General features: G+C 38.3%; 23 protein-coding genes. 11 read left to right on the top strand and 12 right to left on the bottom strand.

Annotation, left to right across the window (positions count from 1 at the left end; genetic code table 11):
• Nucleotides 1-59: 59 nt before the first annotated feature.
• Nucleotides 60-1,676 (bottom strand): sulfate adenylyltransferase subunit CysN, encoded by a 1,617-nt coding sequence (gene cysN, locus AC1M89_RS10010; protein ID WP_481590615.1) that lies wholly within the window; start codon nt 1,674-1,676, stop codon nt 60-62.
• A gap of 125 nt (nt 1,677-1,801) precedes the next feature.
• Entirely contained in the window at nt 1,802-2,716 is a 915-nt protein-coding gene (gene cysD / locus AC1M89_RS10005; protein ID WP_035266686.1) for a sulfate adenylyltransferase subunit CysD, read from the bottom strand.
• Nucleotides 2,717-2,857: 141 nt separating this feature from the next.
• Here cysD and AC1M89_RS10000 point away from each other — a divergent pair, with 141 nt between their 5' ends.
• Nucleotides 2,858-3,301, top strand: a complete 444-nt coding sequence (locus AC1M89_RS10000; RefSeq protein ID WP_481614175.1) for a GNAT family N-acetyltransferase — start codon at nt 2,858-2,860, stop codon at nt 3,299-3,301.
• 15 nt (nt 3,302-3,316) lie between these two features.
• Nucleotides 3,317-3,844: a hypothetical protein gene (locus AC1M89_RS09995; protein ID WP_481586517.1), complete on the top strand. Its 528-nt coding sequence runs from the start codon at nt 3,317-3,319 to the stop codon at nt 3,842-3,844.
• 48 nt (nt 3,845-3,892) lie between these two features.
• Here AC1M89_RS09995 and AC1M89_RS09990 read toward each other — a convergent pair whose 3' ends face one another.
• Together AC1M89_RS09990 and lysS are read right to left on the bottom strand one after the other, a co-directional pair.
• Complete coding sequence (locus AC1M89_RS09990) at nt 3,893-5,344, bottom strand: capsule assembly Wzi family protein (RefSeq protein WP_481614174.1); 1,452 nt, start codon at nt 5,342-5,344, stop codon at nt 3,893-3,895.
• Between the two features lie 301 nt (nt 5,345-5,645).
• Nucleotides 5,646-7,175: a lysine--tRNA ligase gene (gene lysS / locus AC1M89_RS09985; protein WP_092766879.1), complete on the bottom strand. Its 1,530-nt coding sequence runs from the start codon at nt 7,173-7,175 to the stop codon at nt 5,646-5,648.
• Between the two features lie 249 nt (nt 7,176-7,424).
• On the opposite strand from lysS, the gene AC1M89_RS09980 reads away from it, so the two are divergent.
• Entirely contained in the window at nt 7,425-7,937 is a 513-nt protein-coding gene (locus AC1M89_RS09980; RefSeq protein ID WP_035266673.1) for a YqiA/YcfP family alpha/beta fold hydrolase, read from the top strand.
• A gap of 31 nt (nt 7,938-7,968) precedes the next feature.
• On the opposite strand, the gene AC1M89_RS09975 is transcribed toward AC1M89_RS09980, so the two are convergent.
• Complete coding sequence (locus AC1M89_RS09975; protein ID WP_035266671.1) at nt 7,969-8,505, bottom strand: adenine phosphoribosyltransferase; 537 nt, start codon at nt 8,503-8,505, stop codon at nt 7,969-7,971.
• Nucleotides 8,506-8,997: 492 nt separating this feature from the next.
• On the opposite strand from AC1M89_RS09975, the gene rubA reads away from it, so the two are divergent.
• The 4 genes from rubA to oxyR all read left to right on the top strand — a co-directional run bounded on the left by rubA (nt 8,998) and on the right by oxyR (nt 12,339).
• Nucleotides 8,998-9,162 (top strand): rubredoxin RubA, encoded by a 165-nt coding sequence (gene rubA / locus AC1M89_RS09970; protein ID WP_000760495.1) that lies wholly within the window; start codon nt 8,998-9,000, stop codon nt 9,160-9,162.
• A gap of 79 nt (nt 9,163-9,241) precedes the next feature.
• Nucleotides 9,242-10,420 carry an NAD(P)/FAD-dependent oxidoreductase gene (locus tag AC1M89_RS09965; RefSeq protein WP_035266666.1) on the top strand — a complete coding sequence of 393 codons (1,179 nt, stop codon included), beginning with the start codon at nt 9,242-9,244 and terminating at the stop codon, nt 10,418-10,420.
• Between the two features lie 61 nt (nt 10,421-10,481).
• The gene (locus tag AC1M89_RS09960; RefSeq protein WP_092766881.1) at nt 10,482-11,417 is read left to right on the top strand and encodes an alpha/beta fold hydrolase; all 936 of its coding nucleotides are present in this window, start codon (nt 10,482-10,484) and stop codon (nt 11,415-11,417) included.
• A gap of 16 nt (nt 11,418-11,433) precedes the next feature.
• Nucleotides 11,434-12,339, top strand: a complete 906-nt coding sequence (gene oxyR, locus AC1M89_RS09955; protein ID WP_035266662.1) for a LysR family transcriptional regulator OxyR — start codon at nt 11,434-11,436, stop codon at nt 12,337-12,339.
• Nucleotides 12,340-12,390: 51 nt separating this feature from the next.
• Here oxyR and ppk1 read toward each other — a convergent pair whose 3' ends face one another.
• Both ppk1 and mtgA read right to left on the bottom strand, forming a co-directional pair.
• Nucleotides 12,391-14,469: a polyphosphate kinase 1 gene (ppk1, locus tag AC1M89_RS09950; RefSeq protein WP_035266707.1), complete on the bottom strand. Its 2,079-nt coding sequence runs from the start codon at nt 14,467-14,469 to the stop codon at nt 12,391-12,393.
• A 124-nt stretch (nt 14,470-14,593) separates the two neighbouring features.
• On the bottom strand, nt 14,594-15,268 hold the full coding sequence (gene mtgA, locus AC1M89_RS09945; RefSeq protein ID WP_035266660.1) for a monofunctional biosynthetic peptidoglycan transglycosylase: 675 nt from the start codon (nt 15,266-15,268) through the stop codon (nt 14,594-14,596).
• Between the two features lie 76 nt (nt 15,269-15,344).
• Here mtgA and AC1M89_RS09940 point away from each other — a divergent pair, with 76 nt between their 5' ends.
• Nucleotides 15,345-16,157 (top strand): rhomboid family intramembrane serine protease, encoded by an 813-nt coding sequence (locus AC1M89_RS09940; protein WP_092766882.1) that lies wholly within the window; start codon nt 15,345-15,347, stop codon nt 16,155-16,157.
• Between the two features lie 31 nt (nt 16,158-16,188).
• Here AC1M89_RS09940 and AC1M89_RS09935 read toward each other — a convergent pair whose 3' ends face one another.
• Together AC1M89_RS09935 and AC1M89_RS09930 are read right to left on the bottom strand one after the other, a co-directional pair.
• Nucleotides 16,189-18,675, bottom strand: a complete 2,487-nt coding sequence (locus tag AC1M89_RS09935) for an ABC transporter permease (protein WP_481614173.1) — start codon at nt 18,673-18,675, stop codon at nt 16,189-16,191.
• Nucleotides 18,672-19,385 (bottom strand): ABC transporter ATP-binding protein, encoded by a 714-nt coding sequence (locus AC1M89_RS09930; RefSeq protein WP_481597329.1) that lies wholly within the window; start codon nt 19,383-19,385, stop codon nt 18,672-18,674. Before AC1M89_RS09930 ends, AC1M89_RS09935 begins: the two co-directional genes overlap by 4 nt.
• A gap of 41 nt (nt 19,386-19,426) precedes the next feature.
• On the opposite strand from AC1M89_RS09930, the gene AC1M89_RS09925 reads away from it, so the two are divergent.
• A complete protein-coding gene (locus AC1M89_RS09925) occupies nt 19,427-20,071 on the top strand; it encodes an arylesterase (RefSeq protein WP_481597298.1) in 645 nt (214 codons plus the stop codon).
• Between the two features lie 76 nt (nt 20,072-20,147).
• Here the strand turns inward: AC1M89_RS09925 and AC1M89_RS09920 are convergent, their stop codons facing one another.
• A complete protein-coding gene (locus AC1M89_RS09920) occupies nt 20,148-20,762 on the bottom strand; it encodes a carbonic anhydrase (RefSeq protein ID WP_481597299.1) in 615 nt (204 codons plus the stop codon).
• 320 nt (nt 20,763-21,082) lie between these two features.
• On the opposite strand from AC1M89_RS09920, the gene AC1M89_RS09915 reads away from it, so the two are divergent.
• On the top strand, nt 21,083-22,093 hold the full coding sequence (locus tag AC1M89_RS09915) for an alpha/beta fold hydrolase (protein WP_481608766.1): 1,011 nt from the start codon (nt 21,083-21,085) through the stop codon (nt 22,091-22,093).
• 17 nt (nt 22,094-22,110) lie between these two features.
• Nucleotides 22,111-23,112, top strand: a complete 1,002-nt coding sequence (locus tag AC1M89_RS09910; protein ID WP_481614172.1) for a hypothetical protein — start codon at nt 22,111-22,113, stop codon at nt 23,110-23,112.
• A 28-nt stretch (nt 23,113-23,140) separates the two neighbouring features.
• Here AC1M89_RS09910 and AC1M89_RS09905 read toward each other — a convergent pair whose 3' ends face one another.
• Entirely contained in the window at nt 23,141-24,412 is a 1,272-nt protein-coding gene (locus AC1M89_RS09905) for a class I SAM-dependent methyltransferase (RefSeq protein ID WP_481614171.1), read from the bottom strand.
• A 70-nt stretch (nt 24,413-24,482) separates the two neighbouring features.
• Nucleotides 24,483-26,741 carry a TonB-dependent receptor domain-containing protein gene (locus AC1M89_RS09900; RefSeq protein ID WP_481614170.1) on the bottom strand — a complete coding sequence of 753 codons (2,259 nt, stop codon included), beginning with the start codon at nt 26,739-26,741 and terminating at the stop codon, nt 24,483-24,485.
• Between the last annotated feature and the right edge of the window lie 165 nt (nt 26,742-26,906).

Genomic DNA, 26,906 nt, shown 5'->3' with positions numbered 1-26,906 from the left:
TTATTGAATTTTAAATAAAAAAACCCGCCATCAGGCGGGTTTTTTTAAATCAGTCAATCTTAAAGACGAACCAATTCCACAATCTTCTCAGCCAATTCTTCAGCAGCTTCTACTTCAAAACTTGCATCCGTACCTGTTGCAGTATCAGTAATGACCACCACTCCAGTTTCACGTAATAATGCAACTTGCTCAGCAGTTAAACCAGCTTTAGCAATCGCGACAACACCTTGTTGGATCAATAAGCTTTCTAATACTTGTGCATTCACAATTGCAGCATTTGATACAGTTACCGCAGCAGGTTTTTGACCCAAACGCGCCGCACGTGCTTCTGATGTTACAGGCTCATTATGTGCAGTCCACTCAACTGCCTCTTCAACCATACCTGCACCAACTGTAACGTTGCTTAAGCGGTCAATAAAGATAAATGAACCTGTGTAACGGCTATCTTGATAACGGTCAAATACGACTGGTGCATCAAATTCAATCGTTACATTCGCAATCGCATTCAGCTCTAAGTTTTCAACTTGAACTTTTTCAAGCGTATTTACGTTTGTACGGAAGTTAATTGCTGTTACCTTAGCAGGAACAGTTTGCGTACCAATCTTCACGTTATATAACTTACCAATCGCAAGCGGTTGATCTGCCATCCATACAACAGTCGCTTGAACAGAACGAGAAATTGCCGGTACTTCTTGGTCTGCACGTACAAGTACGTTACCACGAGAAATATCAATCTCGTCGTTTAACGTTAATGTCACTGCTTGACCAGCAACTGCACGTTCTAAGTTACCATCAAAAGTAACGATTTCTTTAACTGTAGATGATTTACCTGATGGCAACGCAGTAATCGTATCTCCAACGTTGATATCACCTAGTGCGATCGTACCGCAGAAACCACGGAAATCGAGGTTAGGACGGTTCACATACTGTACAGGGAAGCGGAAGTCAGCTTTAGCTGAAGTACGATTAATCTCTACAGATTCAAGCGTACCCATCAAAGTTTCGCCTGTGTACCACGGCGTATTTGGAGATTTGTTTACAACGTTATCACCATTTAACGCAGAAATCGGCGTAAAGATGATGTTAGATGGTTTACGGTCACCCAATTGTGCAACAAAGCCTGCATATTCAGTTTGAATCTCATTGAATCGTGCTTCAGAGAATTCAACCAAGTCCATTTTGTTGATCGCAACAATAATGTTCTTAATACCAAGTAAGCTTGCAATATACGTATGACGACGTGTTTGTGTCTGAACACCGTAACGCGCATCAATTAAAATGATCGCAAGATCACACGTAGACGCACCTGTAGCCATGTTACGTGTGTATTGTTCATGCCCCGGAGTGTCGGCAATAATAAACTTACGTTTTTCTGTAGAGAAATAACGGTAAGCTACATCAATCGTAATACCTTGCTCACGCTCTGCTTGTAAACCATCTACAAGTAGCGCTAAGTCAGGTGCATCCCCTGTTGTACCGACTTTTTTAGAGTCACGTGTAACGGCTTGCAATTGATCTTCATAAATCAATTTTGAATCGTAAAGTAAACGACCAATTAAAGTTGATTTACCATCATCTACGTTACCACAAGTCAAAAAGCGTAATAAGTCTTTATTTTCGTGTTGTTTTAAATAACCCAAGATATCTTGGCTAATCAAATCTGATTGATGAGACATGGCTCATAGCTCCACAAATATGTTGAAATCGGTGTATTTGAATCCCCCTCGTTCCCCCTTTGAAAAAGGGGGATGACTCCTCTCTTTTACAAAGAGAGGAGCAGCACTGCTGCGGCAGAGAGATTCTAGAAGTAACCTTCTTGCTTTTTCTTTTCCATCGAGCCCGCTTCATCATGGTCAATCATTCGACCTTGGCGCTCAGAACTCGTTGCAAGCAACATTTCTTGGATAATTTCTGGCAAGGTGTTAGCAGTCGACTCCACCGCACCTGTCAATGGGTAACACCCCAAAGTACGGAAACGAACCGATTTCATTTGTGGAACTTCACCTTCTTTTAAAGGCATACGCTCATCATCCACCATAATTAATGTACCACTACGCTCAACAACAGGTCGTTCTGCCGCTAAATACAATGGAACAAGTGGAATACTTTCTAAGTAAATATATTGCCAAATATCAAGCTCAGTCCAGTTCGACAATGGGAACACACGGATACTTTCGCCTTTATTCACTTTACCATTGTAAAGATTCCAAAGTTCTGGACGTTGGTTTTTAGGATCCCAACGATGTTTATCATCACGGAATGAATACACACGTTCTTTGGCACGTGATTTTTCTTCATCACGGCGAGCACCACCAAATGCAGCATCGAACTTGTATTTATCTAATGCCTGTTTTAAACCCTGAGTTTTCATGATATCAGTATATTTCGAACTACCATGATCAAATGGGTTAATCCCAGCATCCTTACCTTCTTTATTTTGGTGGACGATAAGATCGAAACCGTGTTGCTTAGCCATATTGTCGCGGAAAGCAATCATGTCCTTAAATTTCCAACCTGTATCTACATGTAACAGTGGAAAAGGGAGTTTTGCAGGATAGAATGCTTTAAGCGCTAAATGCAGCATAACTGCCGAGTCCTTACCAATCGAATAAAGCATGACTGGATTTTCGAATTCTGCAGCAACTTCGCGAATGATATGAATACTCTCAGCTTCAAGCTGTTTAAGATGAGTAAGTCTTTCCTCATTTAATGACATGGACAACACCAGCTAGAATATGTGTACTTATGACACTTTTGAAAATTTATATTCATTATAGTGATTTAGACAACGGAGCTTTATCTCGTTTTTTTATATTAATATACTCAAATAGAATATAAGCAAAGAGACAATCTAATTATGATAACAATTACAGGCCTTTCTAATATAAAATACCAAGAATGGTTAGCCCTTTGGTCAGCTTACCTTGAATTCTACAACACCGAATTGAATCCTCAACAAGCGGCTCTGACTTTCAAACGATTATCTGATGCGTCGCAAACCGACATGTTTGGTTATGCCATTATAAAAAATCAAAACGTCGTCGGAATTGTACATCTCATTTCTCACGCAAGCACTTGGACTAAACTCCCTTATTGTTATCTCCAAGATTTGTTTATTGAAGCAAATTATAGAAATCAAGGCTTAGCCAGGAAATTAATAGAATTTAGCTATGACGAATGTAAAAATAATTATGATAGAGTGTATTGGTTAACCCATAAAAGCAATGATAATGCTAGACTTTTGTATAATCGTGTTGCAACCGAAACGGGATTCATTCAATATAAAAAATCTCTAAATTAGTTATTTTTATCTCCCATGCTTAGCCTTGAATCTCTTAAACAACATTTAGAGCGAGCTCAAATTGCTGGTCATATTTATCAGCATCATCAAATTCTAGTGTTACAAGAACCGTTTACTGAAAATGGTTCTGCTTTAAATATTTTTGTTCAGCACGAGTTAACTGCTGATCAAATTGGCTTACAGTTTGCTGTTGAACATACTGATCAAAAACTAAAGTTCTTGATTGGCGTTACACATAGCAATCAAGATCATAGAAGTGAAATTAGTATTGGTCATTTAAAAGGCAATCAAAAAGCTTTTAATTTGTGCTACGCCTTTTACAATTACCCAAAACATTTTTTTGTAGTTGAAACAGATTTATATGCGAACGCTGAGCAATTTAAAGACTGCTTAGAAAAGCAATTATTCAGTCAACCTGAGCTTAGTTTTTTAGACACAGCCACTAAAGTAAATCCAATGGGACAGAATTACCCATGGATGAAGGATTATATCGCGCAACTTAGCTTAGAAATGAAAGTTCGGATACAAACAAGTCTCATGTAAAAAAAGCCACCTTTTCAGGTGGCTTTTTCAATTGCTAATCTAAGAATATTAACGTCTCAGTTTTTTGACATCTAAAGGTATTTCAATACCAACAGAAGCACCTGCATCATTACCATGACGATCTGAATCTGCAATCCAACCATTAATCTTTAATGGCAAATTCGGCTTCACAAAATGCGTCCAAGTTAAATCTAATGCTTGGATATCATCTTCTTCGGAAAATGCAGCATTGGTATCTCGATTTGATTGATTTACTTTTGAAAATAATACGCGACCTGAAAGTCTATTCATGGCATCAAAACGAATATTTCCACCCAAAGAAATCATCTTACCATCTCCTCCAATCGCATGTGCAAGAGGATAGCCATGTTGATAATATCCATCTGTGTAAATATGATGATTATAAGATATCCCTCGCGCCTTACCATTTGTAGTGGTGTCTACCCACTCCGCATAAACCTGATAAGGCATTTTTTTTAAAGATGAAGAATAATCCACCCCAGCCTGATACATTTTCTTAGCAGGTAAGCCACCAGCTTCATCTTCCCCCACGTATTGCGCATAAACGCCAATTGGTTGGTTCAATAAATAGCTTAGATTCAAACGCGCATCAAATCCTGCAATCTGGTTAGATGGATCAGGCTCACCTGTACCGCCGTTATCCTTATTACCTAACCAAGCATCCCATAGGCTACTTAAACTTTCAGGGCGACCTTCACCACCCCATTGAATAATGCGTGATGCACCGAACTCTAAATAAGGTAGTGGTTGTGCGGTCAAACGTAAACCAATAATTTTAGCATCAGGTACTGCTTTATAATCATCTAACTGGCCGCCAAAAGCTTGGTATTGCCAAGGCCCGATCCATGAGAGCCATTTATGATCAAAAGCAGACTGTTCAGCACGCTGTAGAGTGAAACCATATACTGGTCGACTTGCATCTCCACGTATCAAACTACCATCGTGTCCAGATCCCCAGTAGGTTGGAATCTGACCAGCAATGAGCCATTGATTCCAAAGTTTACCCGCAAGATATGAGCCTTCTAGGTTAACATCTTGCCCATTGTCTATCTGAGGGTCTTTTTCACCTCTAACTTTGAGCTTCGCATCCCAATTTTGCCCCCCAAGATTTAACTCTGCACCAAGCGCATATTGTGCTTTTTGATGATCGGCAAAAGATTGTGGGATTTTCTTTTGATCACTCTCCGCGAAAGCATCCACTTTTAATGTTTCATTTTGCTGCTTAATCGCTCTTTCGACTTCCTGAATAACCTTTTGTTGTTCAATGGAGTTAATTTTAGCATTGTTGAGGGCACGTTGGACTTCATCACCACTTAGCGGCCATGTCGAGGTGCTTATTTGAATCACACCTTGTTGATTCAGCCAATTTAAATCATCTCTCAGGTTTTCATCGTTGAGGAGAATACCATTGGCAAACACCAGTGGACTAGAAAATAGTAAGCTCGATGATAGGATTTTTATAAGTCTATTCGGGTTCATCACAAATCAATTTAGGATTATATCTTATTGATTATTTGAATTTTTAATTTATAAATCCATTAACTTTACATTAAGTATTTAATTAGATACATTTAATAACATTGTATAAATATTTTGATAAACATACAGCTGGTTAAACAGATTAGCCTTAAAGATAATTTTCTATATTTTTTATCACCTTAATCAAATATTTTGTGATTAAAACCTCAAAATAAACTCACACTAAAAAACATTTAAATTTAATTTTATGTTAAGAAAAATTAAAAAAGCCCTTCAAAGAAGGGCTTTTTTAATTTCACTATTACGCATTTTTGTGACGCATATGTGGGAATAAGATCACATCGCGAATACTTGGCGCATTGGCAAATAGCATTACCAGACGATCAATACCAATCCCTTCACCTGCTGTAGGAGGTAAACCATATTCAAGCGCCTCAACGAAGTCGGCATCATAGTGCATTGCTTCATCATCACCCGCATCTTTTTCAGCTACCTGTGCTTGGAAACGCTCAGCCTGGTCAATTGGGTCATTTAACTCTGAGAAGCCATTTGCAAGCTCACGACCACCAATAAAGAATTCAAAACGGTCAGTAATGTGCGGGTTGTCATCGTTACGACGTGCCAATGGAGAGGTTTCCGCAGGATATTCAGTAATGAAGGTCGGTTGACGAAGTTTCGTTTCAACAGTTTCCTCAAATACAATCGTTTGAAGCTTACCTAGACCAAAACCTGGCTTCACTTGCTCTTTAAGTTCATTCTTAACAAACTCAGCTAAGAACTCTCGATCATTTACATTTTCAGGTGTAAATTGTGGGTTATGTTCAAGAATTGCATCAAACATTGAGATTTTCTTGAATGGACCTTTGAAGCTATACACTTCTTCGCCATAAGGTACATCTGTCGAACCTAAGATATCAATTGCTAGTTTTTCTAGCATTTGCTCTGTCAGTTCCATCAAGTCTTTGTAGTCTGCATAAGCTTGGTAGAATTCGATCATAGTGAATTCTGGGTTGTGACGTGTAGACACACCTTCATTACGGAAGTTACGGTTAATCTCAAACACACGTTCAAAACCACCTACAACCAAACGCTTTAAGTAAAGTTCTGGTGCAATACGTAAGAATAATGGCATGTCTAAGGCATTGTGATGCGTTTCAAATGGACGCGCAGAAGCACCACCTGGAATCACATGCATCATTGGCGTTTCAACTTCCATATAACGTTTTTCAGTCAAGAAGTTACGAATACCAGCAACTACTTTTGCTCGAATTTCAAAAGTCTTACGCGTTTCTTCGTTCACGATCAGATCAAGATAACGTTTACGGTATTTTACTTCTGTATCTGTTAGACCGTGGAACTTATCTGGAAGAGGACGGAGTGATTTAGTGAGGAGTTCAAAATGTTCAATATGCACATAAAGATCACCTTTGCCTGAACGTCCAATGTAACCTTCAACGGCAATAATATCACCTAGATCAAGACCTTTAATGGTGTCTAAAGTCTCTGCAGATAATTCTTTACGTGCAACATAAAGCTGAATACGGCCGGTCATGTCTTGGATCACCATGAACGAACCGCGGTTCAACATCACCCGACCCGCAACTTTGACATAAACTTTTTCACTGCCTTCAATTTCTTCTTTTGATTTATCAGCAAACTGATCCTGAAGGTCTTGTGCATAATGTTCACGCTTAAACGTGTTTGGCCAAGGGCTAGTACCCTGCTCTTGAGCCTTATCTTGAATCTGTTTTAACTTGGCATGACGCTGTGCGATTAAATCGTTTTCGGAAATGGCTTGTTCAGAAGTCGATTGAGCGTTTTGTTGCGTCATCTCTGCCTCGTAATTTTATTTAAAAAAGAAGTTGCATAGCATAGCAGAATTCAAAGTACTTGAGCATTAGAAAAAATAATCAGCCATTTGAAAAACGCTTAATTTCATCCACTAAAGTCTAGTTCTGAACATTTCTTAGACCAAAAGCTAAGTTGTACTTTGAATACAGCACTCTACAATCATCCTATAAATTGTGGAAAAGTATACTTTCAACAATCATAAAAAATAGAATGGATTTAATGATGACTTATGAACACTCAAGACCCTAAAGTATTGTTTATGCATGGATTAGATTCTTCAAGAGAATCTACCAAGTTTCAGGCAATTCTTTCTAAAAATAAATATTGCATTAATGTTGATTATCGAAATTTAAAATACGCTGCTGTTGAACGTTTTTATATCGATATGATCGAGAAAATTAAACCAGACATTTTAGTAGGACATAGTTTAGGTGGTTACTGGGCATTAAAGATGTCAAATCGATTTCAACTTCCTGCTGTGATTGCAAATCCGAGCCTAATGCCATCTTTTGATCCTGATTATCCAGCGATTACAATTGAGGAGCTTCAATCCAAAACCTCATCTCAAATCGCTTATATCGAACTTGGTGATGAACTGATTGATATGCATAGTACCTCTGACTTATTAGAGCCATACATGTACGTTGAAAGTATTATTGGTGGCCGTCATCAACTGGAAAACCCTGATCGCCTGAATTACCTGATCGGATTAGTCAGCCACTCAAATCATCAATCACATTAAAAAAGCCTTGTGAATCACAAGGCTTTTCGACTTAAATTTGAGGTTTTGATTTATCGTCCAAAACAGACCAAATATTCATTCCTAAATCCGCGTGTAAGTCTGGCAAATCAAGGAAAATACTCGCCCCTAAAACAGTGTGCTGACATTTATCCATCAATTGCTTAACTGCTTTTAATGTACCACCTGTGGCCAATACATCATCAACAATAATCACTTTTTGAGCCTGTACATCCGCAGACATTTCTAAACGGTCCATGCCATACTCAAGGCTATAGCCCACACCAATTACTGGTGGTGGTAATTTTCCAGCTTTACGAACCAACAACAACCCCTTACCAGTACGTTGCGCCAACAAACTCGCCAAAACAAACCCACGTGCTTCAACCGCAACGAAACTCTCTACCTCTGCCAATTGCTCCGCAGGAATACTTTCGATTAAGGCGTCAGTTAAAGGTGCAATGCTCTGCATGAACAAAGGAGTTAAATCAAAGAAACAAATTCCTGGTTTTGGAAAATCTTGGACCGTACGAATGTGTGACCACAATGATGTAGACAAAGAAGTAGACATAGGAGATAAAAATTAGACAAAAGAATGCGTGAATTTTAACGAATTATTGACAAAAAATATAGCAAACATGAGCTAAGAAAAAATACCAACCAATATAACTTATTGATTTTTAATAAACCATTTTTTAATTAAATAACAAGTATAAAACACAAACAGTATAAATTTTATATGAATAGCTAGTAAATCAATACGCGACAAAAGTCTGACAATTTTTTTTAAATCATAATACATATAATTTTGGCAAATATTTCAAAGATTTAATGCTCAGTCCTATCATGCATTAGCATAATTAGCATGCGTTTTGTCCTAATCTGCCATTCAGCTTCTCTTTTAGTCAGCTAAACTCCGTTATTTACTTTACTTTCCACCTCGAACTGCGTAAAAATTTGCTTGAATATGAACGATAAAAATTCATATCACTCGAGTCTAGGTGTGAGAAAGATTTTGGCTGACACCAATAAATGGAATTGTCAGTATTTTTTGGAGAATCAAATGAAAAAATATCAATGCATCGTTTGTGGATGGATTTATGACGAAGCAGAAGGCTGGCCACAAGATGGCATTGCTGCAGGCACTAAATGGGAAGATATTCCAGATGATTGGACTTGCCCAGATTGCGGCGTATCAAAAGCAGATTTTGAAATGATTGAAATCTAATACAGATTTCCTTTAAAGACCATTTTGATATGGTCTTTTTTCTTATTTACTAAAAAAATTATCAGTATTGGAGAGTACTATGCAACCGATCATCATTGTTGGCTCTGGCATGGCAGGTTACACATTAGCGCGAGAGTTTCGCAAACTGAATGCTGAACAAGCACTTGTTATGATTTGCTCAGATGATGCGGTGAACTATGCAAAACCAACTTTATCTAATGCACTTGTAGGTAAAAAAGCGCCAGAGCAAATTGCCTTAGGTGATGCTGAGAAAATGTCTGCGCAATTGAATATGCAAATTATTCATCATGCGACTGTAACTTCAATTTCTGCAGATCAACATCAATTGACCTACACAAAAGATGGACAAGCTGAAAACCTTATATACAGCAAATTAATATTAGCTGTAGGTGCTAACCCTATTCGTTTAGCCATTTCAGGTGATGGCGCTGATGATATTCATGTAGTTAACTCACTGATTGATTATCGTGAATTTCGCTCTAAGCTCGACCTTAAACAAGACAAGCGTGTTGTCATTTTAGGTGCAGGCCTCATTGGGTGTGAGTTTGCCAACGATTTACAGAACACTGGTCATCAAGCGACTGTGATTGATCTTGCCCCACAACCTTTGGGTCGCCTTCTACCAGAACACGTTGCACATGCTTTCCAGCAAAATCTTGAAGAAACAGGTATTCAGTTTGCATTAAGTACCACCGTAGATCGGGTAAGTAAAAACTCAGACGAAAGCTATACCGTAACGCTTGCAAATGGACAGAGCTTTACAGCTGACGTTGTTCTTTCTGCTGTTGGCCTGCAACCCAATACATCAGTTGCACAAGAAGCAGGAATCCATACCAGCCGTGGGATTGTGACTAACACTTTAATGGAAACCAATAAAACCGATATTTATGCATTAGGTGATTGTGCAGAAGTAAATGGTTTACTGCTTCCGTATGTCATGCCAATTATGCAACAAGCACGTGCTTTAGCTAAAACATTGTCTGGTGAAAATACACAAGTTCATTATCCAGCGATGCCAGTTGCAGTGAAAACTCCTGCTGCACCACTGACTGTATTACCTGTACCTCAAGGTGTAGAGGCAACTTGGGAAACTGAAGAGCTCGATGACGGAATGATTGCTAAAGCACTTGACCAAGAATCAACGCTTCGTGGATTTGTGCTACTTGGACCAACAGCAGCGAAGCAACGTTTAACATTGACCAAACTGGTCCCAGATTTAATTCCAGCTGCCGTTTAATTATTCAAAGATTTAGGGTATTTTCAAATGAAAGTACCCTTTTAGTTTGGACACAATAAAAATGAATAACGCACTAGAATATCAAGTTTCACCTTATGCTCCATTCATGCAAGAAAGTAAAGTGAGTCTAGGCAATGGGATCGACCTTCATATTGAAGTTGGAGGCAAGGCTGAACATCCTACGATTATTCTCATCATGGGACTGGGTGCGCAGATGCTTTTTTGGCCAGATTTTTTTTGCAAATCTTTAATAGACCAAGGTTTCAGAGTCATTCGTTTCGATAACCGAGATATTGGCCTCTCAACAAAAATTAAGCACAAGGGACCTCGCCTCAATACATTTAAACTTATGGGTCGATTTGCTTTTGGTCTAGGAAATCAAGGCTCTCCTTACAATTTATATGATATGGCTGAAGATGTAGCGTTACTCATTGAACGATTAGGTCTTGAAAAAGCGCATATTATTGGTGCATCAATGGGGGGAATGATCGCTCAGATATTGGCAGCAAAATATCCAGAAAAAGTGGATAAACTAGGATTATTATTTACCAGTAATAATCAGCCATTTCTTCCGCCGCCATTTCCAAAACAATTATTTAGTCTTATTGGTCGCCCTGCATCGAATGATGAAGATGGTATTGTAAATCATAGTATTAAAGTCATTCAGACGATTGGTTCACCTGGTTACGTCAATCAATTGGAAGTTATTCAAAACGCGCGTAAATTATATAAGCGTAGTTATCATCCAGCGGGTGTACTTCAACAGTTTTTAGCAATATTATGTACAGGCTCATTAGTTTCTATCGATAAGCAAATTCAAAAGCCAACACTGGTTGTACATGGCTCAAAGGATCGTCTACTCCCTTTTAGCCACGGCAAGGCAGTATCAAAAGCAATATCAGGCGCAAAGTTTGAATTAATCGAAGGAATGGGGCATGATATTCCTGCGCATTTCATCCCACAACTGAGTGGTTTGTTTGCAAAACATTTTAAATGATAAACACTAGGACACTATGGCTGCATTACCATCCCTAAGACAGCTGTCATATCTCGTGACTCTGTCTGAGACGTTGCATTTTACAGAAGCAGCACGTCGCTCATTCGTTACTCAGTCTACGCTTTCTGGCGGGATTATGGAGCTCGAGCGTTTATTGGGTGGCGTTCTCGTTGAACGTGATCGCCAAAATGTACGTTTAACCCCTCTCGGTGAGCAAGTGGTTGCACGAGCACGTGTCCTTCTTGCTGATGCTCAAGATCTCATGCGACTGAGCCGTGAGATGAGCGAACCACTTACTGGTGATCTTCATTTAGGAATTATTCCAACGATTGCACCATTTATTTTGTCGCAATTGTTAGAAGAAGTTCATAAAGAGCTGCCTAAAATTCAACTACATCTTCATGAAGCACAGAGTGAACATTTGGTTGAAAAGCTAGAACATGGCAATTTAGACATGATCATGTTAGCGCTCCCATTCGACACACGTGGCTTAAAAGTCGCTGAAGTTGCGAAAGAGAGTTTGTACTTAGTTGCAAACAAAGCTGACCACAAAACGGCGCAAGCTAAATCTCTAGAAGACCTTGATTTGACACACCTCATGTTGCTTGAAGAAGGTCATTGCTTAAGAGACCATACTTTAAGTGTATGCCCTATCGGTGAACGCAAGAATGATCATCGCCTTAAAGCGAGCTCATTACCAACCTTGGTTGAAATGGTGAGTTCTAATCTGGGCTTTACATTACTACCTCAGATTGCGGTAAATACACATATGCTGAAAAATAATGATCAATTGGTGATCCGACCAATTGAGAATGCCCCTTCACGCATTCTGTCATTAGTGACGCGTAAAAGTACGCCATTGCAAAGCGAATTTGATGTCCTTTTACAAATTCTACAGCGCATTACTGCTGATATTTGCTAATAAGTCATCACAAAAAAGGAGCCATTTGGCTCCTTTTTTTATAAAAATCATTTAAGATTTAAAGAGTTCAAGCAATTTATGTTGCGCATTATGAGGAGTCTCACCTTCATCGCATTGCGCACGTGACCAAGTTCCATCACCATTTAACAACCAAGCTTGTTGATTATCTTTCATATAATTCAATAAACCATGTTGATAAATGTGCTTTCTCAAAGTTGGATCCTCAACAGGGAAACAAACTTCAACACGATTAAATAAATTACGATCCATCCAGTCTGCGCTTGAACAATACAGTCGTGGTTGCCCTGCATTTCCAAAATAATACACACGTGTGTGCTCTAAGAATCGTCCAACGATAGAGCGCACACGGATATTCTCAGAAAGCCCTGGCAAACCTGGTCTTAAACAACAAATTGAACGTATGATTAAATCAATCTGCACACCAGCTTGTGATGCTTCATAAAGTTTATTAATCAGTTGCACTTCAGTCAGCGCATTCACTTTCACAATAATCTGAGCTGGCTTACCCGCTTTGGCGTGAGCAATCTCTTCATCAATATAACTAATTAACTGTGTATGCAACGTAAATGGCGCATGAAGTAATTTCTTCAATTTTGCCATTTTGCCCATTCCAGTCAACTCTTGGAATATACGATGCACATCTTCACAAAGCTCTTTGTCCGTTGTCATCAATCCGTAATCGGTATAGATCCGGGCATTGGTTGCATGATAATTCCCTGTACCTAAGTGCACATAACGAACCAATTTATTATTTTCACGGCGCACAACGAGAATCATTTTTGCATGTGTTTTATAGCCTACGATGCCATAAACCACCACAGCACCAGCCTCTTGCAAAACATTTGCTACCGCAATATTTGACTCTTCATCGAATCGCGCTCGAAGTTCAATGACAGCTGTGACTTCTTTACCATTACGTGCAGCTTCAGCCAACACTTGAACAATCTCAGAATCAGGCCCACTTCGATATAATGTTTGCTTAATCGCTAAAACTTGTGGATCTCGTGCTGCCTCACGTAATAAATTAATAACTGGAGCAAATGATTCGAATGGATGATGTAAAAGAATGTCCTGTTTCTTCATCGCAGAAAAAACATTTTCAGACTTCTTTAATACTTTAGGAATGACCGGCGTATGTGAGTCATATCTCAAATGCGGACGTTTAAAATTAGACACTAAACGTGCCAAGTTCACAGGTCCATCAACTTTATATAATTGTTCTTCATGCAAGTCGAATTCGTTGAGAAGGTAATCATAAATATGTTTTGGGCAATTTTCTGTCACTTCTAAACGGACAGCACGTCCAAATCGACGAGAGTTTAACTCCCCTTTTAATGCTTTTGCCAAATCTTCGACATCTTCATTAAGGGCTAAATCCGCATTTCGCGTCACACGGAATTGATAGCAACCTGTCGCAGTCATTCCTGGGAATAAATCAGAGACATGCTCATGAATAATCGCTGACAGCATCACGTGGTGTTCTTTACCATCGGTTAACTCGTCAGGTAAACGAACCACACGTGGTAAAGAACGTGGCGCAGGGACAACGGCTAAATCAATCTGTCGTCCAAAAGCATCTTTGCCTTCTAGCGTGACGATAAAGTTGAGTGATTTGTTGACTAAACGCGGGAATGGATGTGCTGGATCTAAACTAATTGGAGTAAGTACTGGCGCAACTTGTTCCTGAAAATATTTTTTAATCCATTGGGATTGAGCAGGTGTCAACTCTCCACGACGTAAGAAGCAGATATCTTCTTCACGTAATTTTGGAAAAATTTCATCATTCAAAATACGATATTGACGCTCTATTGCAGCATGCGCAGTCTGTGAAATTTTCTCAAGAACTTGCTTTGGTGTTAACCCATCTGGACTACGGCTTTCATTACCGAGCTCCAATTGCTCCATAACACCCGCAACACGAATTTCAAAGAATTCGTCCATATTTCTTGAAAAAATCAATAAGAAATTCATTCGCTCAAGCAATGGATGCAATGGATCAACCGCTTGTTCTAAAACACGAAGATGAAAATCTAAAATTGAAAGTTCACGATTGATATATCGTTCATTATAAGTATATTCAGTTGGAGTATTTGTCATCGCGGTATTCATACCACAAAACCTGCATGCTAAAGATCTGTCTTAAGTATGCTTCAAATTTATGACAATTTCATAAAAAATGCACATGATCACTGTGCATTTTTGATCTCACGAAAGTTTTTTAGACAATTACATTTCACGGAATTCTTGAAGCATTCATGTAACGCAAAATAATTCGCTGTTTATTTTTGAGTTTACGATCTTGACGGTGGTGTTGATAATAACGCGGATTCGGCAAGATCGCTGCCAAAAATGCGGCTTGCTCACGTGTTAGACTGCTTGCCGATTTTCCAAAATAATGACGTGCTGCAGCTTCCACACCAAAAATATGATCTCCAAATTCAATGGAGTTCATGTATACCTCAAGAATGCGTTGTTTTGACCACATACGCTCCATCATGACAGTAGCGACCGCCTCTTGTCCTTTACGTAAAAAAGAACGCTTATTAAATAAAAATAGATTTTTGGATAATTGTTGGGAAATGGTAGATCCACCCGCAACCACTTGTTCTTTTTCTTTATTTCTTTCCAAAGCATGTTTTATGCCGTCAAAATCAAAGCCATGATGTTGCATAAATTTAGCATCTTCAGCTGCAATAATCGCACGTTTCAGATGATCACTGATATTCTCATAATCACGCCATTGATGCTGAATAGGCTTCGAACTGTCGGTCCAATATGTCCAACGCATGAGCATCGTTGTATCAACAGCATTGGTTCTCCACCATGCAAGACTTGAAAAAATCCATAGTTGAATTACAAGGATGATACTGACAATGACCAATAAAGTTCGAACAATAAATGCTTTCATGTCAGTGTGTTGCTCCTTTTGTTAGCGTAGTACATGCTTGACCTTAATCCATATCATTATCACAGAATACAATGACATGACTGAAATGCAACCACCCCAATTTCAAAGCCAATCACGTCTACCCTTAAGTCAGATTACGTTTTTAATCATTACACTGAATGTTGGACTTTTTATCTGGCAAATCTTTAGCGGGGTGGATATATCAAACCCAGCAACAATAGATGCTTTGCGCTGGGGTGCTGATTATGCACCGCTGACTTATTTAGAGGAACCCCTCCGAATCTTCAGCAGTACATTTTTTCATTTTGGTCTTATTCATTTAATGCTCAATATGTGGGCATTGTATATCTTTGGCAATGTCGCTGAGAAAACACTTGGACACGTTTATTTTTTAGGCTTGTATCTATTAGCAGGCATTATGGGAAGCTTGATCAGTGGACTGATTGATATTCGGAATAGTTACGAGTTATTGGAGCATGTCAACCATGATTTATTTCCACGTGTATCCGCAGGTGCATCAGGTGCCGTTATGGGTTTAGGTGGTGCTTTAACGCTCTTATCTCTTTTTCCCCCTTTACCACAACAACAATTTCTCTTTGATCGTAAATCGCTGCTGATCATCTTGGCATTAAATATTGGTATGGGATTCATGATCCCTGGAATAAATAATGCAGCGCATATTGGTGGAATGTTGATGGGTGCAGTCATGGCTTTATGTTGGTACATCGGTCAACGATTTAGACTAGGCTTCACCACTACCATCGTGGTACTTCCTCTAGGCATCTTCTTATGTTGGTTCATGTATCAATATAACTTAGGCTTAGTGAGCGGAATACAACCCATTTGGGCTGAAATGTTGCAGCAAATGAAAATGCAATTGGCGTATTAATTTCAATTGCATTTTTTAGACCTCATAAATTTTATGATTGATTGAGTTCGCGCAAGCTTTTTAATGGAGGAATCTCAGTTAAGTAGCTTAAACGATAACGACCAATCAGCGCACATAAGATCGTCATGCTCATAGGTAGAATCACCCAGATTTCCCAATGCGGTTGTATTGCGAGATCCATTTTATAACTGGCGATCGCACTGATGACCTCAGCAAAAAAACACGATACTAAGCCAGCCATAAAGCCGATAAATCCAATTTCTAAACTCAGCATATTTTTCAAATTGGATTTTGAGCTGCCAAATGATCTTAAAATCGCGACTTCTCGCTTTCGCTCATCCATCAATAAATTAATGCAAGCAATCAACACCAAAAAACCTGAAACACTGACGAGAAGCGCAAGAATGGTAATAATCTGAACCAGAACAGATACTAAGTTTTTAATTTCCTCTAAAATTAAGGAAACATCGATAAATACAGTATTTGAGAACTGCTGAATCAGATTGACCAACTTGGATTTTTCATCTTGAGGTACAAAAAAACTTCCTAAATAACTTCCAGCATTTTCATCCATCGTATTCGGTGCAAAAATGAAGAAAAAATTTGGACTGAAGCTTTCCCACTCGACTGTTCTTAAATTTACAACTTTGGCTTGAAGTTCACCTTCTGGCAAGCTAAAGCTGAGTTGATCACCCACTTTTATCCCTAACTCTTCAGCAAGATTTGCTTCAACAGAAACATCTCCCACCTGCTGCAATTGTGGCTGCCCACTGACAATGACATTATCTTCTGGATAGCCTTGAGCTTGAGTCAAATTCAACTCTCGTCTGAGTGAGTTATTTTGCGCTCTTAATGATTCCGAAAATGGCTGACCATTATGTTTAATTAGGCGTCCGCGGATATTCGGATACAAGGGTGTACTTGGCCAACCTTCTTTTTCGATCTGAGCTTTAAATTGCTCAACTTCAAATGGAGGAAGACCATAAATAAATTGATTTGGCGTACCTTCAGGTAACTGTTGCTGCCAACGATCTAATAGATCCGTCCTTAATACTACAAGAACTGTAATCAGGCTCAGACCTAATGCAAGTGCAGTAATTTGAAATGCTGTTTGATTAGGTACACGTACATAGGCTGACCATCTATTTTTCAAAGATTTGATCATCTTTAATAGCAACCAAACTATGCTGAACATACTTGCACACAATGCGAGGATCGTACCGATAACGAGCAATGAGAGCTGTATATTTTGAGTGAGCAAAATACAAAATAAAATAAGACTTACAGCTCCCGCTCCCAATAAGGTTAAGAGAGAACGCGTAGATTTAACATCCTCACGGATAACACGAATTGGAGGCGTATTTAAGAGCTGCATCAAACTTGGGACAATAAATCCAAACATCACAATGACACTGGTGAATATTGCAATCGGCAAAGGACCCAAAACCAAATCAAACAAGCTAAATTGGATGTCTAAATGCGGAATTAGTTGTAACATAAACTGCAATAAAATATAGCCTAGACCAATCCCTAATCCAGTACCGATGAACATCGCAATTGCGACGGCAATCATAAGTAATGCAATATAGTTCTTAAGAATTTGGAACTTTGCAGTCCCCATACATCTCATTAAAGCAACATGATCTTGATTTTGTTGAACGTACCGTTGACTGGTCAACGCAATTGCAATACCGCACAGTAAAATTGTAAGAATGTTTGCAAGCTGTAAAAAAGTATCTAGATTTTCAATTGGACGCATCAGGCGGGTATTCGCCTCATCCGCAGTTCTCAAGCGAATTGAGCTTGGGGTTTCCATTGCTTGCTGATCATCTGCATTTGGTTCAATCATTTTTTTAGGATGGAGCTGATCAAAATAAGCCGTAAACTCATTAAGTCTATTCGGCTCACCAGACATAAGCAGACGATATTCGATACGACTTCCAGGCTGAATCGCATTGGTTGCCGCAACATCAGATTGTGAAATGATCACTGTAGGTGAAAAGGCTGAAAATCCGAGTTCTTGGTTAGAATCCTTTTCAATGACTCCTGTGACTGTAAAACTCGCATCTGCGATTTGAACCCTCTCCCCTATTTTGACATTTAATAAATCTAAAGCACGTTGACTCAGCCATACCTCTTCTGACCGAATAGCAGTCTGATCAGGTTGAATAATGAGTTCACCACGTAGCGGAAAATTGGACTCAATCGCTTTGACATTCACCATGACAAATTGTTCATCAGTATGTGCCATTGAACCAAAAACCGTCACTTGGGACTGTTGTAGATTGAGTTGGTTCGCCTTCTGTTTAAATTTTTCATTGAGCGGATATTGATCACTCAACACTAGATCAGCAGCTTGAAGCTTAGCAGCCTGCAATGAAACAGCTTGTTGAATCTGATCATTACTGAACTTTAAAGCGGTTGTCGCACTAATCGCGAGACTCAATGCAAAAATGAGCAAATAAATCCCTGTGCTAGCAAAACTTTGCTTCAACAAAGGTTTGAATAGCGCACTCATACACGCGCTCCAGAAGCTGAAGCGCCTTGCACTTTTTCTAATTGACCATCGATCAATTCATAATGCGTCTCACATTTTTGTGCTAGCTTTTGATCATGGGTGACTAAAACCAATGTAGTGCCCAGCTCCCGATTCAAATCAAATAAAAGCTGTTCAATCTCCTGGGCTGTCGTCCCATCTAAATTTCCCGTTGGTTCATCCGCAAATACAATTTTGGGCTCAGCAATTAAAGCGCGTGCAATTGCTACGCGTTGTTGTTCTCCCCCAGACAGTACTTTAGGTGTTTGAGTACTTTGACGATCTAAACCCACTTTGTTCAACCAATAAAGGGCTTGTTGTTCTGCTTTGGCATAATCAAAATTCTTTTGAATTCTCAGCGGTAACATGACATTTTCAAGCGCAGATAAAGAAGGTAAAAGCTGAAAGGATTGAAATACAAAACCAATATTTTCAAGTCTAATTTGAGCGCGTTGCTCTTCGCTTAATTGCTCAACTGCTATACCATTAATCGACAATGTTCCTGAACTTGGCTGATCTAATGTCGCCAGAATTCCCAAGAGTGTAGATTTTCCAGAACCCGATCTGCCTGTGATTGCGACTTGCTCGCCAGGATAAATTTGTAGATTTAGTTTCTCAAAAATCGTCAACTTTTTTTGTTGGATCTGTATCGTTTGTGTCAATTGCTGTGCAGAAATTAACGCTTGTGGCATGATTGAAGAAGTTGAGTCATTACGAACCATAGAAAGCCTTTATGCAAATCAGTCAAAGTTTAAATATTGTTACGTTGAGAAAAACTGCCTTTTTATTTATCTGCAGTTGTCTGTTTCTTTTACCGATCAATAGCTTTGCAAAAACTATCCTTATTCTTGGTGATAGTTTAAGTGCTGGTTACGGCGTACCCACCGAGAAAGGTTGGGTCAATCTTTTGCAAAAACGACTTGATCAACAGTATCCGAAACAACATCGAGTGGTCAATGCAAGTGTCAGTGGTGAAACAAGCAGTGGTGCATTAGCACGTTTGCCCAAATTGCTACAAACACACAAACCAGATATTGTCGTAATTGAATTGGGAGGTAATGACGGTTTACGAGGTCAACCTCCAAAAATGATTCAACAAAACCTAACTCGATTAGTTCAATTGAGCCAAAAATCTAATGCCAAAGTACTCATATTTGGCATGAAGATTCCTCCAAACTATGGCTCAGCGTATAGCAAAGCCTTTGAAAATAATTATAAAGTTGTGAGCCAGCAATTTAATGTGAAGTTGCTCCCTTTTTTTCTAGAAGGTGTTGCTGGAAATAATAAACTCATGCAAAAAGATCTGATTCATCCTAATGAACAAGCTCAACCTAAACTCTTAAATAATGCATATTCTTATATTAAAGGCGCTCTATAAAGTTATAGACATATAGATCCATAAATCCCAATCAATAAAAAAGCCAGCTTAAGCTGGCTTTTTTAAAATGCTGATATTAGAAGTCAAAGAATGTAACTTCACCTGTTTCAAGTGAGTATTCTGCACCTACAACTTTTAATTTACCTTGTGCAATCAAGTTTTCCAACACCGCAGAACCATGGCGCAACTGGTTAACTGAAGCAAAAACATTTGAGCGAACCGCGTGTACTGAAAGCTTTTTCAAATCATCTTTTAACTCAGTTTGCATTAAAATTTCGACTGATGGACGTACGCGATTGACAATAGACATCAAATTAACAGATGGCGGTTGTTGAGGATTACGTAATGCTTCAATCGTTGAGTCGATTGCGCCGCAATGTGTATGACCTAATACAATCACTAAAGGACAATTAAAACTTTCGGCTGCAAACTCCACACTTCCAACTTGAGATGGAGCTACGATATTGCCTGCTACACGAATAACAAATAAATCACCTAAGCCCTGATCAAAAACCATTTCAGCTGGAACACGTGAATCAGAACATCCTAATACAATCGCAAATGGCTCTTGAGTTTCAGCCATCTGAGCACGCTCTTGATGCGTCAATAATCGCTGATGCTTGGTTTGACCTTCAACAAAACGTTGATTACCAATTTTTAAACGTTCTAAAGCTTCTTGTGCAGTTAGCATCTTGTATCCATGGTTTATCAAGGTTTGAGGTAATTTTAATACTGTGCTTTTTGATTGTCACTGACAAAATTTAAACTCTGTTACAATTTTTGTTAATTGCTAAAAATATCTTCAATTTCTTCAAATCTGATGATTATGATCATTCCTTACTAAACACTTTAGCAGCTGATTCAGCGCTTAAATTTATGTTTATGAAGTAAAACTTATTTAAATCGAGAACCAATTATCACAAAAATAGGATTTATTTTTTTACTTTTAACTACTACTTTATAAAAGTCACTTGATTATAATGTCGCCCTGTTTTAAGGGATTTCACCTGCATGTTTGTTCATCTTCCTTTACCCATATTAAAGCATCAACATTTATTTTCCATTTTACTCGCGTTAATGCTCAGCCTCGGTATCTCATCTACCCGAGCAGATACTGTTGAATTTATCGACTATCAAAAAGTTTTAAATGAAGAACGTGCTTGGGCAGGACTATCCAATAAAACGATTCGCGTCGGAGATGTTGTGTGGTCTTATAGCGAAGGTGGTCCTGCTGATCGACCTGCCTTATTGCTCATTCATGGTATAGGCATGAATCGAGACAGTTGGAATCATGTCGCTCGGAATCTCACACAGCAATATCGCGTCATTATCGTTGACTTGCCTGGAAGTGGACAAACGCTAACACCGAAGGGATTTGACTTATCACTTCCTCATCTGACTGAACAGTTACGTCGTTTTGCAGAAGCATTACGCATTGAAAACCAGCTTAATCTAGCGGGTCACTCTGTCGGTGGATCAATCGGACTGATGTATGCTGCTAAATATCCTCAAGAAATGAAAAGTTTATTTCTGATCAGTGCCGGTGGATTATTCAGAAGTAACAAAACATTCTTCCTCAATAACCCAATTTATTTAAAGCAGCTTTTAATCTCACAACCTGGAGACTTGAATTATGTTTCTAGGAGAGTTATGCATAAAGCTCCCTTCGTACCCAGTTTAATCAAGAAACAACAAGAGCAAGCACTTATTCAACGCGCGGCGGATACATCTGAGTTGATTCATCAGCTTGTTAAACTCAATCAACAGTACACCGTTGAATCATTTGCTCAATTGTTAAAAAATATTGAGGTTGAAACATTGATTTTGTGGGGAAAACAAGATCAGATAGTAAATGTTGAAGTTGCACATGAATTAGGGACCGCCTTAAAAAAAGCACATCCCCCTATTCTATTAGATCAAATTGGTCATACACCTATCGTAGAAACACCTGATCTTGTTGTGCAACATTACTTAAGTTTTTTAAATAAGATGAATACCGTTAAAACGTCATCGTCAAATTAAGGATATTGAGAATTTTCATGGAAAAAAATCCTAAAATCGAACAGTTGATTGAGGCACATTTGGCATTTCTTGATCATGAATTTTCTCAAGATGACACCATTGAAAATGAATTTTTATATTTTTATCAATGGTTTCGAAAACAACCTTTAAAGCAAATTTGGTCTTTCGAGGCGATTAGTGCACTGCTTCAAAAACAAATTCTAAATACACCTACAACTGATTCTCTCGTTCAACAGATTGCGGAGCATATTCGATTTGCGTTGGTTCATCCGCTTAATGAAACGACTCAAATCGAAGATATTATCTCGGTTCACACCATTGATCGAATTGCACTTTATATTTCATCTAAAAGTGCTCACCGCCAAGCCCTGATTAAACGTATCGTGAACAATCCCGCATTTTCGAGTATGCTCACCGAGTTAATCCATCATTCTATTCAGGATTATATTGATAATTCAGTGATGAATAAAAAAGTACCCGGTGTCGGCCGCTTTATGAAAATGGGGAAATCAGTTCTTGAAAGTGTCACCGATTCCAATCTTGATGATACGGTCAAACATTATCTTCAAAAAAATATTATCAAGATCAGTCAAATTAGCGAACAAGTCATTAACCAACACTTTGATGACAATAAGCTATATCATTTCCAAGCCAATCTTTGGCACAAAATAAAGCAAGTCCCACTCTCTGCTGTTAAAAACTATGTTGAGATCAATGATCTACCAAATACTGTGGCAATGGGACATGATATTTGGGATCACCTCCGTCAAACTGAATATCTAAAGCAACAAGTACACGATGGTATTTACACGTGGTATTGTCATAATCAAGACCGCTCTTTCGATCTGATCTTGCAAGATATCAATATCAACGAAAGCCTTGTTCAAAATGAATTAAGTGCTCTGCTCTGCCCCGTAATTAAGCATATGATTTCTAGTGAACACCTTAAACAACGTGCACGTGTATATCTTGAAAAATTCTACTATTCTGAACCAGCACTAAGTATTCTCACATCTTAATTAGAAAACCGCTCCTTAGAGCGGTTTATTAGAAATATGTCGTCGGTATTTGAATCTCAATTTGATGCTCACTCAGCCATGAATTGAGACGTTCTATTTTACGTAGGTCCTTTGATTCTCTATGCTCGCTTATAGGATAGATATAATGGCAATTCATCAATAAAAATATACTCTCAACAAGTAGTTTTAAATTTTGCTGAAAACAAGGAAGGTGATGTAACTGTTGAAAAGTTTTAGAACCTGTTCTTAAACTTTCAATAATGGCACTGATCACCTCCTTCGGAGCTTGAATTGGGCCAATTGATGTTTTTAAATTAATATTATCCAATCGCTGATTGTTAAGAATAAGATCTAATCTAATCTTATGTAAAATTCCTAAATGGTCTTCAAAACGGTAATTCACTAATTTTTTTTGAAACAAATCCATACGCTGCTTTGAATCCCGAGCAATATCTTTTAGATACTCTTTTGTATTCGAAATATTCACATCTGATATCAACTGTTGCAAGTCGATTGGAATGCTAAGCGAATCTAAGTTTTCAGTTGGAACTGCACTCCCAATATATGATAGATCAGCTTCGATCTTTAAAATCTCATGTACATCTACACTATAAAGGGGTTGCCAATAATCAGTTAAAAGTTCGTGAGCGAGATAATTGGTATCATTTTTTAATGTATTCACAATTCCTTGTATTTTGTCATATCCAATAAAAGCGCCTCTCCGATTTAATTCACTCACTAGTGCTGTAGACAATTCAATACTTTGAGCAGATTGCTGAGACGTATTTTTATCAACCAAGTTAAAGATTTTTTGAATAGGCTGTAAAGTAGCGGATCCAGGAAAGCACATATAGTGTAAATAGAATAGCCCTTGGTCCTTTAAAGATTTATCTAGAATCTGCCTAATAAAATATTGATTGTGTTCAGAAACCCAAGAATACACTCCATGACAGACAATGAAATCAAACACTTCATTATTATTTTTGTTAAATTTTTCAAAGTCTATATTTAAGAATCTTATATTGCTTAACTGTAAGGATTGAGCAAGCTCTGTAGCTCGTTGTATGTGTTTGTCATTAAAATCCACTCCGACAAACTCAGCGTGCGGATTTGCAATTGCTGCCACAATCAAGTTAAGACCACAACCACAACCTAACTCTAAATATCGAAAATTTTGAGATATATCTGGCGCTATATAACCTTGAAATTGGCTGATTGTACTCAGCCAAATTGGCTGCATCTCTGGATAAAAAAACATAGGATAGATGGTGTCAACCACATAGCCATCGACGCGCTTCATTATTTTCCTTCTAAACTCGACTATTCAAAGCTTGGAGTGAGATTCTCGCTCTCACTCCAAGCACAAGACATTAAAACTTATAATTCAAGGCAAAGCTGTAACGTCGACCATCAAGCACCCAATCATTTCCATCTTTCAGTACATTTTTGTTTGCAACATTATATACACCAGTAGATAGCTGGAATTGGTCACTATACTTATACACAGCTCCAACATCTACAAATGTATAAGCTGGTGTTTTATCTCCATCGGTATCACCCACTGTTTTGCCACGATAATTCAATTGAGTCCATAAATACAATTGATCATTAAAGTCCCAATCTAAGCCTGCATTAAACATATGTTTAGGCAAATTATTCAATGGTTTACCCTCATACTGTCCAGATTTTTGCTCACTATCTGTGAATGTATAAGAGTGTCTATATTTTAAGTAATCTGTGATGTTGTAATCTGTGGTCAGTTCAAGCCCTCTAATTTCGGCCTTATCAATGTTATAGTTGAGTGTATAACCATTTGCGTTATATGGCAGATTAGGGTTGGACTGATAGAAAGCACTGCTATCAACGAAATCATTAATTTCAGATTGAGTGTAAGGCGGCTCACCGTCATTTTTTGGGGGAAGTCGACTACCATCTAAACGACCAGATCGAGTAATTTTATCGTTAAAGTCAGTTTGATAGACCATAAGACTTGCAGATAAACCCAATTCAGGATGAGTGAATGCAAAACCTGTTTCATACGTTAAACTGGTTTCTGGCTTTAAATTTGGGTTTGGCATAATTGCCCCGCCCATTGAGTTCAGCATGTAATCTGGAGAAGAATTACGTAAGCTCGGCGCTTTATAGCCTGAAATTACACCTCCTTTTAAAGTCACGTTGTCTGTAGCTTTATAAACTGCATATACCTTTGGACTGAAATTATCACCAAAAAACTCATTTTCATCGAAACGACCACTTAAGGTTAGTGCTAACTTATCACTGACATTCCAAGTATCTTCTGCAAAAATAGACCATTGATATCGATCCATTTTAGTGACTTTACCAGCCATCGCTGCATTTTGGTTACTTGTACCATCTTCAAGATTTTCTTTTAAATATCGCCCGCCAATGGTCAGACTATGATCTTCGAAAAAGTACGTTCCTTGTGTATTGGCTGTGATAGTCTCAAATAAAATCCCCCCTGGATTTTGAACTTTACCCACAGTACGCCCTGTAATTGCATTATTTTTATCTTTATCATATTGCAAGTAAGAAGTGAGTTTTAGATTGTCGTACTCACCATCATGAGTAAGGCTAAAATTATTTTTTTCTAATTCGGAGTAAGTCCCTGTATTCGGTACGACATCTGAACGATAGATTAGCTCACCATCATCATTACGATTATTCGTATTATATGCTGGATAATAATTTCCATTAGATAGAACGAAATCTTTACCATCAATATCAACTTTAGGACCCGTTACTGAAACATACTGGGTATAACTTTTACCTGGGTTGTGTGTACGCTCTTGTTGAGTTCTTACATATTCAGCAGTGAGTGTGTTTTTTTCATCTGGTGTAAAAACAAACTTTGTACCTAGATTTGTTTTTTGAAAATCTGGTTCACTCTCACCTGTTTCGGCTGTATTTTTTTGTAATGAACTTTCTTCAATCGTTTGAAGACCAGCTGTAACTTGGACCGAAAGAAGCTTATCAATTAATGGTGCATTTACATACAAGCTGGTATTGGTTGCGTCGTTGTTAACGTCATTCGATTTACCAGCTTTGATATATTCTGTTCGAATACTTGCAGTCAAACGATCTTGATGCTTTTTAGTAATGATGTTAATTACACCACCCATTGCATCAGAACCATATAGAGAGGATGACGGGCCTCGAATCACTTCAATACGTTCAATCGATTCTATTGGCGGTAAGAAGTTTACTGATGCTCCTTGAACCCCCCCATTTGTTGTTAAAAGACTACCATCATTCATTGGACGTCCATCTACTAAAAATAGGGTATAAGCTGATCCCATACCCCGAATGGAGATCGTCTGGTTCGTTCCACCGCCTTGTACAAATACACCTGGAACATTTTTCAATGCATCAGTTACATCACTATAAGATTTTTTTTCTAATTCTTCGGCAGTAATCACTGAAATCGTAGCAGCAGCATCCGCTATATTTTGCTCATAACCACTCGCTGAAGTTACGACAATTGTTTTTAACTTAGTTGTATCTTGTTTTGCATTAGTATCTTGACCAATTTGCTCTTGTGCAAAACTTGAAACCGACATAGTGGTTAAGACAGCAAACGCTAACTTAGATTTTAAAAATGTCTTTTGCATTGTGTAATTACCAAAGAATGTGTGGAGAGATCTTGTTCGAATTGTGTCGCATTGTAACAAATGATAATCACTTTGCAATAGATTATGATAACTATTCTCATTTATAGTTTTGTTTTTACATTTCAATTTTATTGATATTACTCATTTTGTTCAGTTTTCATAAAA

The sequence above is a fragment of the Acinetobacter sp. ANC_7635 genome (assembly GCF_056779945.1).
This window is presented reverse-complemented; position numbering and strand designations above follow the sequence as displayed.

Bases quoted from the DNA above. Each gene is read 5' to 3' on its own strand.
- mtgA (WP_035266660.1), bottom strand. From the start codon at position 15,268: ATGAAAGCATTTATTGTTCGAACTTTATTGGTCATTGTCAGTATCATC.
- AC1M89_RS09995 (WP_481586517.1), top strand. From the start codon at position 3,317: ATGCTTAGCCTTGAATCTCTTAAACAACATTTAGAGCGAGCTCAAATT.
- oxyR (WP_035266662.1), top strand. From the start codon at position 11,434: ATGGCTGCATTACCATCCCTAAGACAGCTGTCATATCTCGTGACTCTG.
- AC1M89_RS09905 (WP_481614171.1), bottom strand. From the start codon at position 24,412: ATGAAGCGCGTCGATGGCTATGTGGTTGACACCATCTATCCTATGTTT.
- cysD (WP_035266686.1), bottom strand. From the start codon at position 2,716: ATGTCATTAAATGAGGAAAGACTTACTCATCTTAAACAGCTTGAAGCT.
- AC1M89_RS09930 (WP_481597329.1), bottom strand. From the start codon at position 19,385: ATGCCACAAGCGTTAATTTCTGCACAGCAATTGACACAAACGATACAG.
- rubA (WP_000760495.1), top strand. From the start codon at position 8,998: ATGAAAAAATATCAATGCATCGTTTGTGGATGGATTTATGACGAAGCA.
- AC1M89_RS09975 (WP_035266671.1), bottom strand. From the start codon at position 8,505: ATGTCTACTTCTTTGTCTACATCATTGTGGTCACACATTCGTACGGTC.
- AC1M89_RS09980 (WP_035266673.1), top strand. From the start codon at position 7,425: ATGAACACTCAAGACCCTAAAGTATTGTTTATGCATGGATTAGATTCT.
- AC1M89_RS09935 (WP_481614173.1), bottom strand. From the start codon at position 18,675: ATGAGTGCGCTATTCAAACCTTTGTTGAAGCAAAGTTTTGCTAGCACA.
- cysN (WP_481590615.1), bottom strand. From the start codon at position 1,676: ATGTCTCATCAATCAGATTTGATTAGCCAAGATATCTTGGGTTATTTA.
- AC1M89_RS09915 (WP_481608766.1), top strand. From the start codon at position 21,083: ATGTTTGTTCATCTTCCTTTACCCATATTAAAGCATCAACATTTATTT.
- AC1M89_RS09965 (WP_035266666.1), top strand. From the start codon at position 9,242: ATGCAACCGATCATCATTGTTGGCTCTGGCATGGCAGGTTACACATTA.
- AC1M89_RS09940 (WP_092766882.1), top strand. From the start codon at position 15,345: ATGACTGAAATGCAACCACCCCAATTTCAAAGCCAATCACGTCTACCC.
- AC1M89_RS09900 (WP_481614170.1), bottom strand. From the start codon at position 26,741: ATGCAAAAGACATTTTTAAAATCTAAGTTAGCGTTTGCTGTCTTAACC.
- AC1M89_RS09990 (WP_481614174.1), bottom strand. From the start codon at position 5,344: ATGAACCCGAATAGACTTATAAAAATCCTATCATCGAGCTTACTATTT.
- lysS (WP_092766879.1), bottom strand. From the start codon at position 7,175: ATGACGCAACAAAACGCTCAATCGACTTCTGAACAAGCCATTTCCGAA.
- AC1M89_RS09925 (WP_481597298.1), top strand. From the start codon at position 19,427: ATGCAAATCAGTCAAAGTTTAAATATTGTTACGTTGAGAAAAACTGCC.
- ppk1 (WP_035266707.1), bottom strand. From the start codon at position 14,469: ATGAATACCGCGATGACAAATACTCCAACTGAATATACTTATAATGAA.
- AC1M89_RS09910 (WP_481614172.1), top strand. From the start codon at position 22,111: ATGGAAAAAAATCCTAAAATCGAACAGTTGATTGAGGCACATTTGGCA.
- AC1M89_RS09920 (WP_481597299.1), bottom strand. From the start codon at position 20,762: ATGCTAACTGCACAAGAAGCTTTAGAACGTTTAAAAATTGGTAATCAA.
- AC1M89_RS10000 (WP_481614175.1), top strand. From the start codon at position 2,858: ATGATAACAATTACAGGCCTTTCTAATATAAAATACCAAGAATGGTTA.
- AC1M89_RS09960 (WP_092766881.1), top strand. From the start codon at position 10,482: ATGAATAACGCACTAGAATATCAAGTTTCACCTTATGCTCCATTCATG.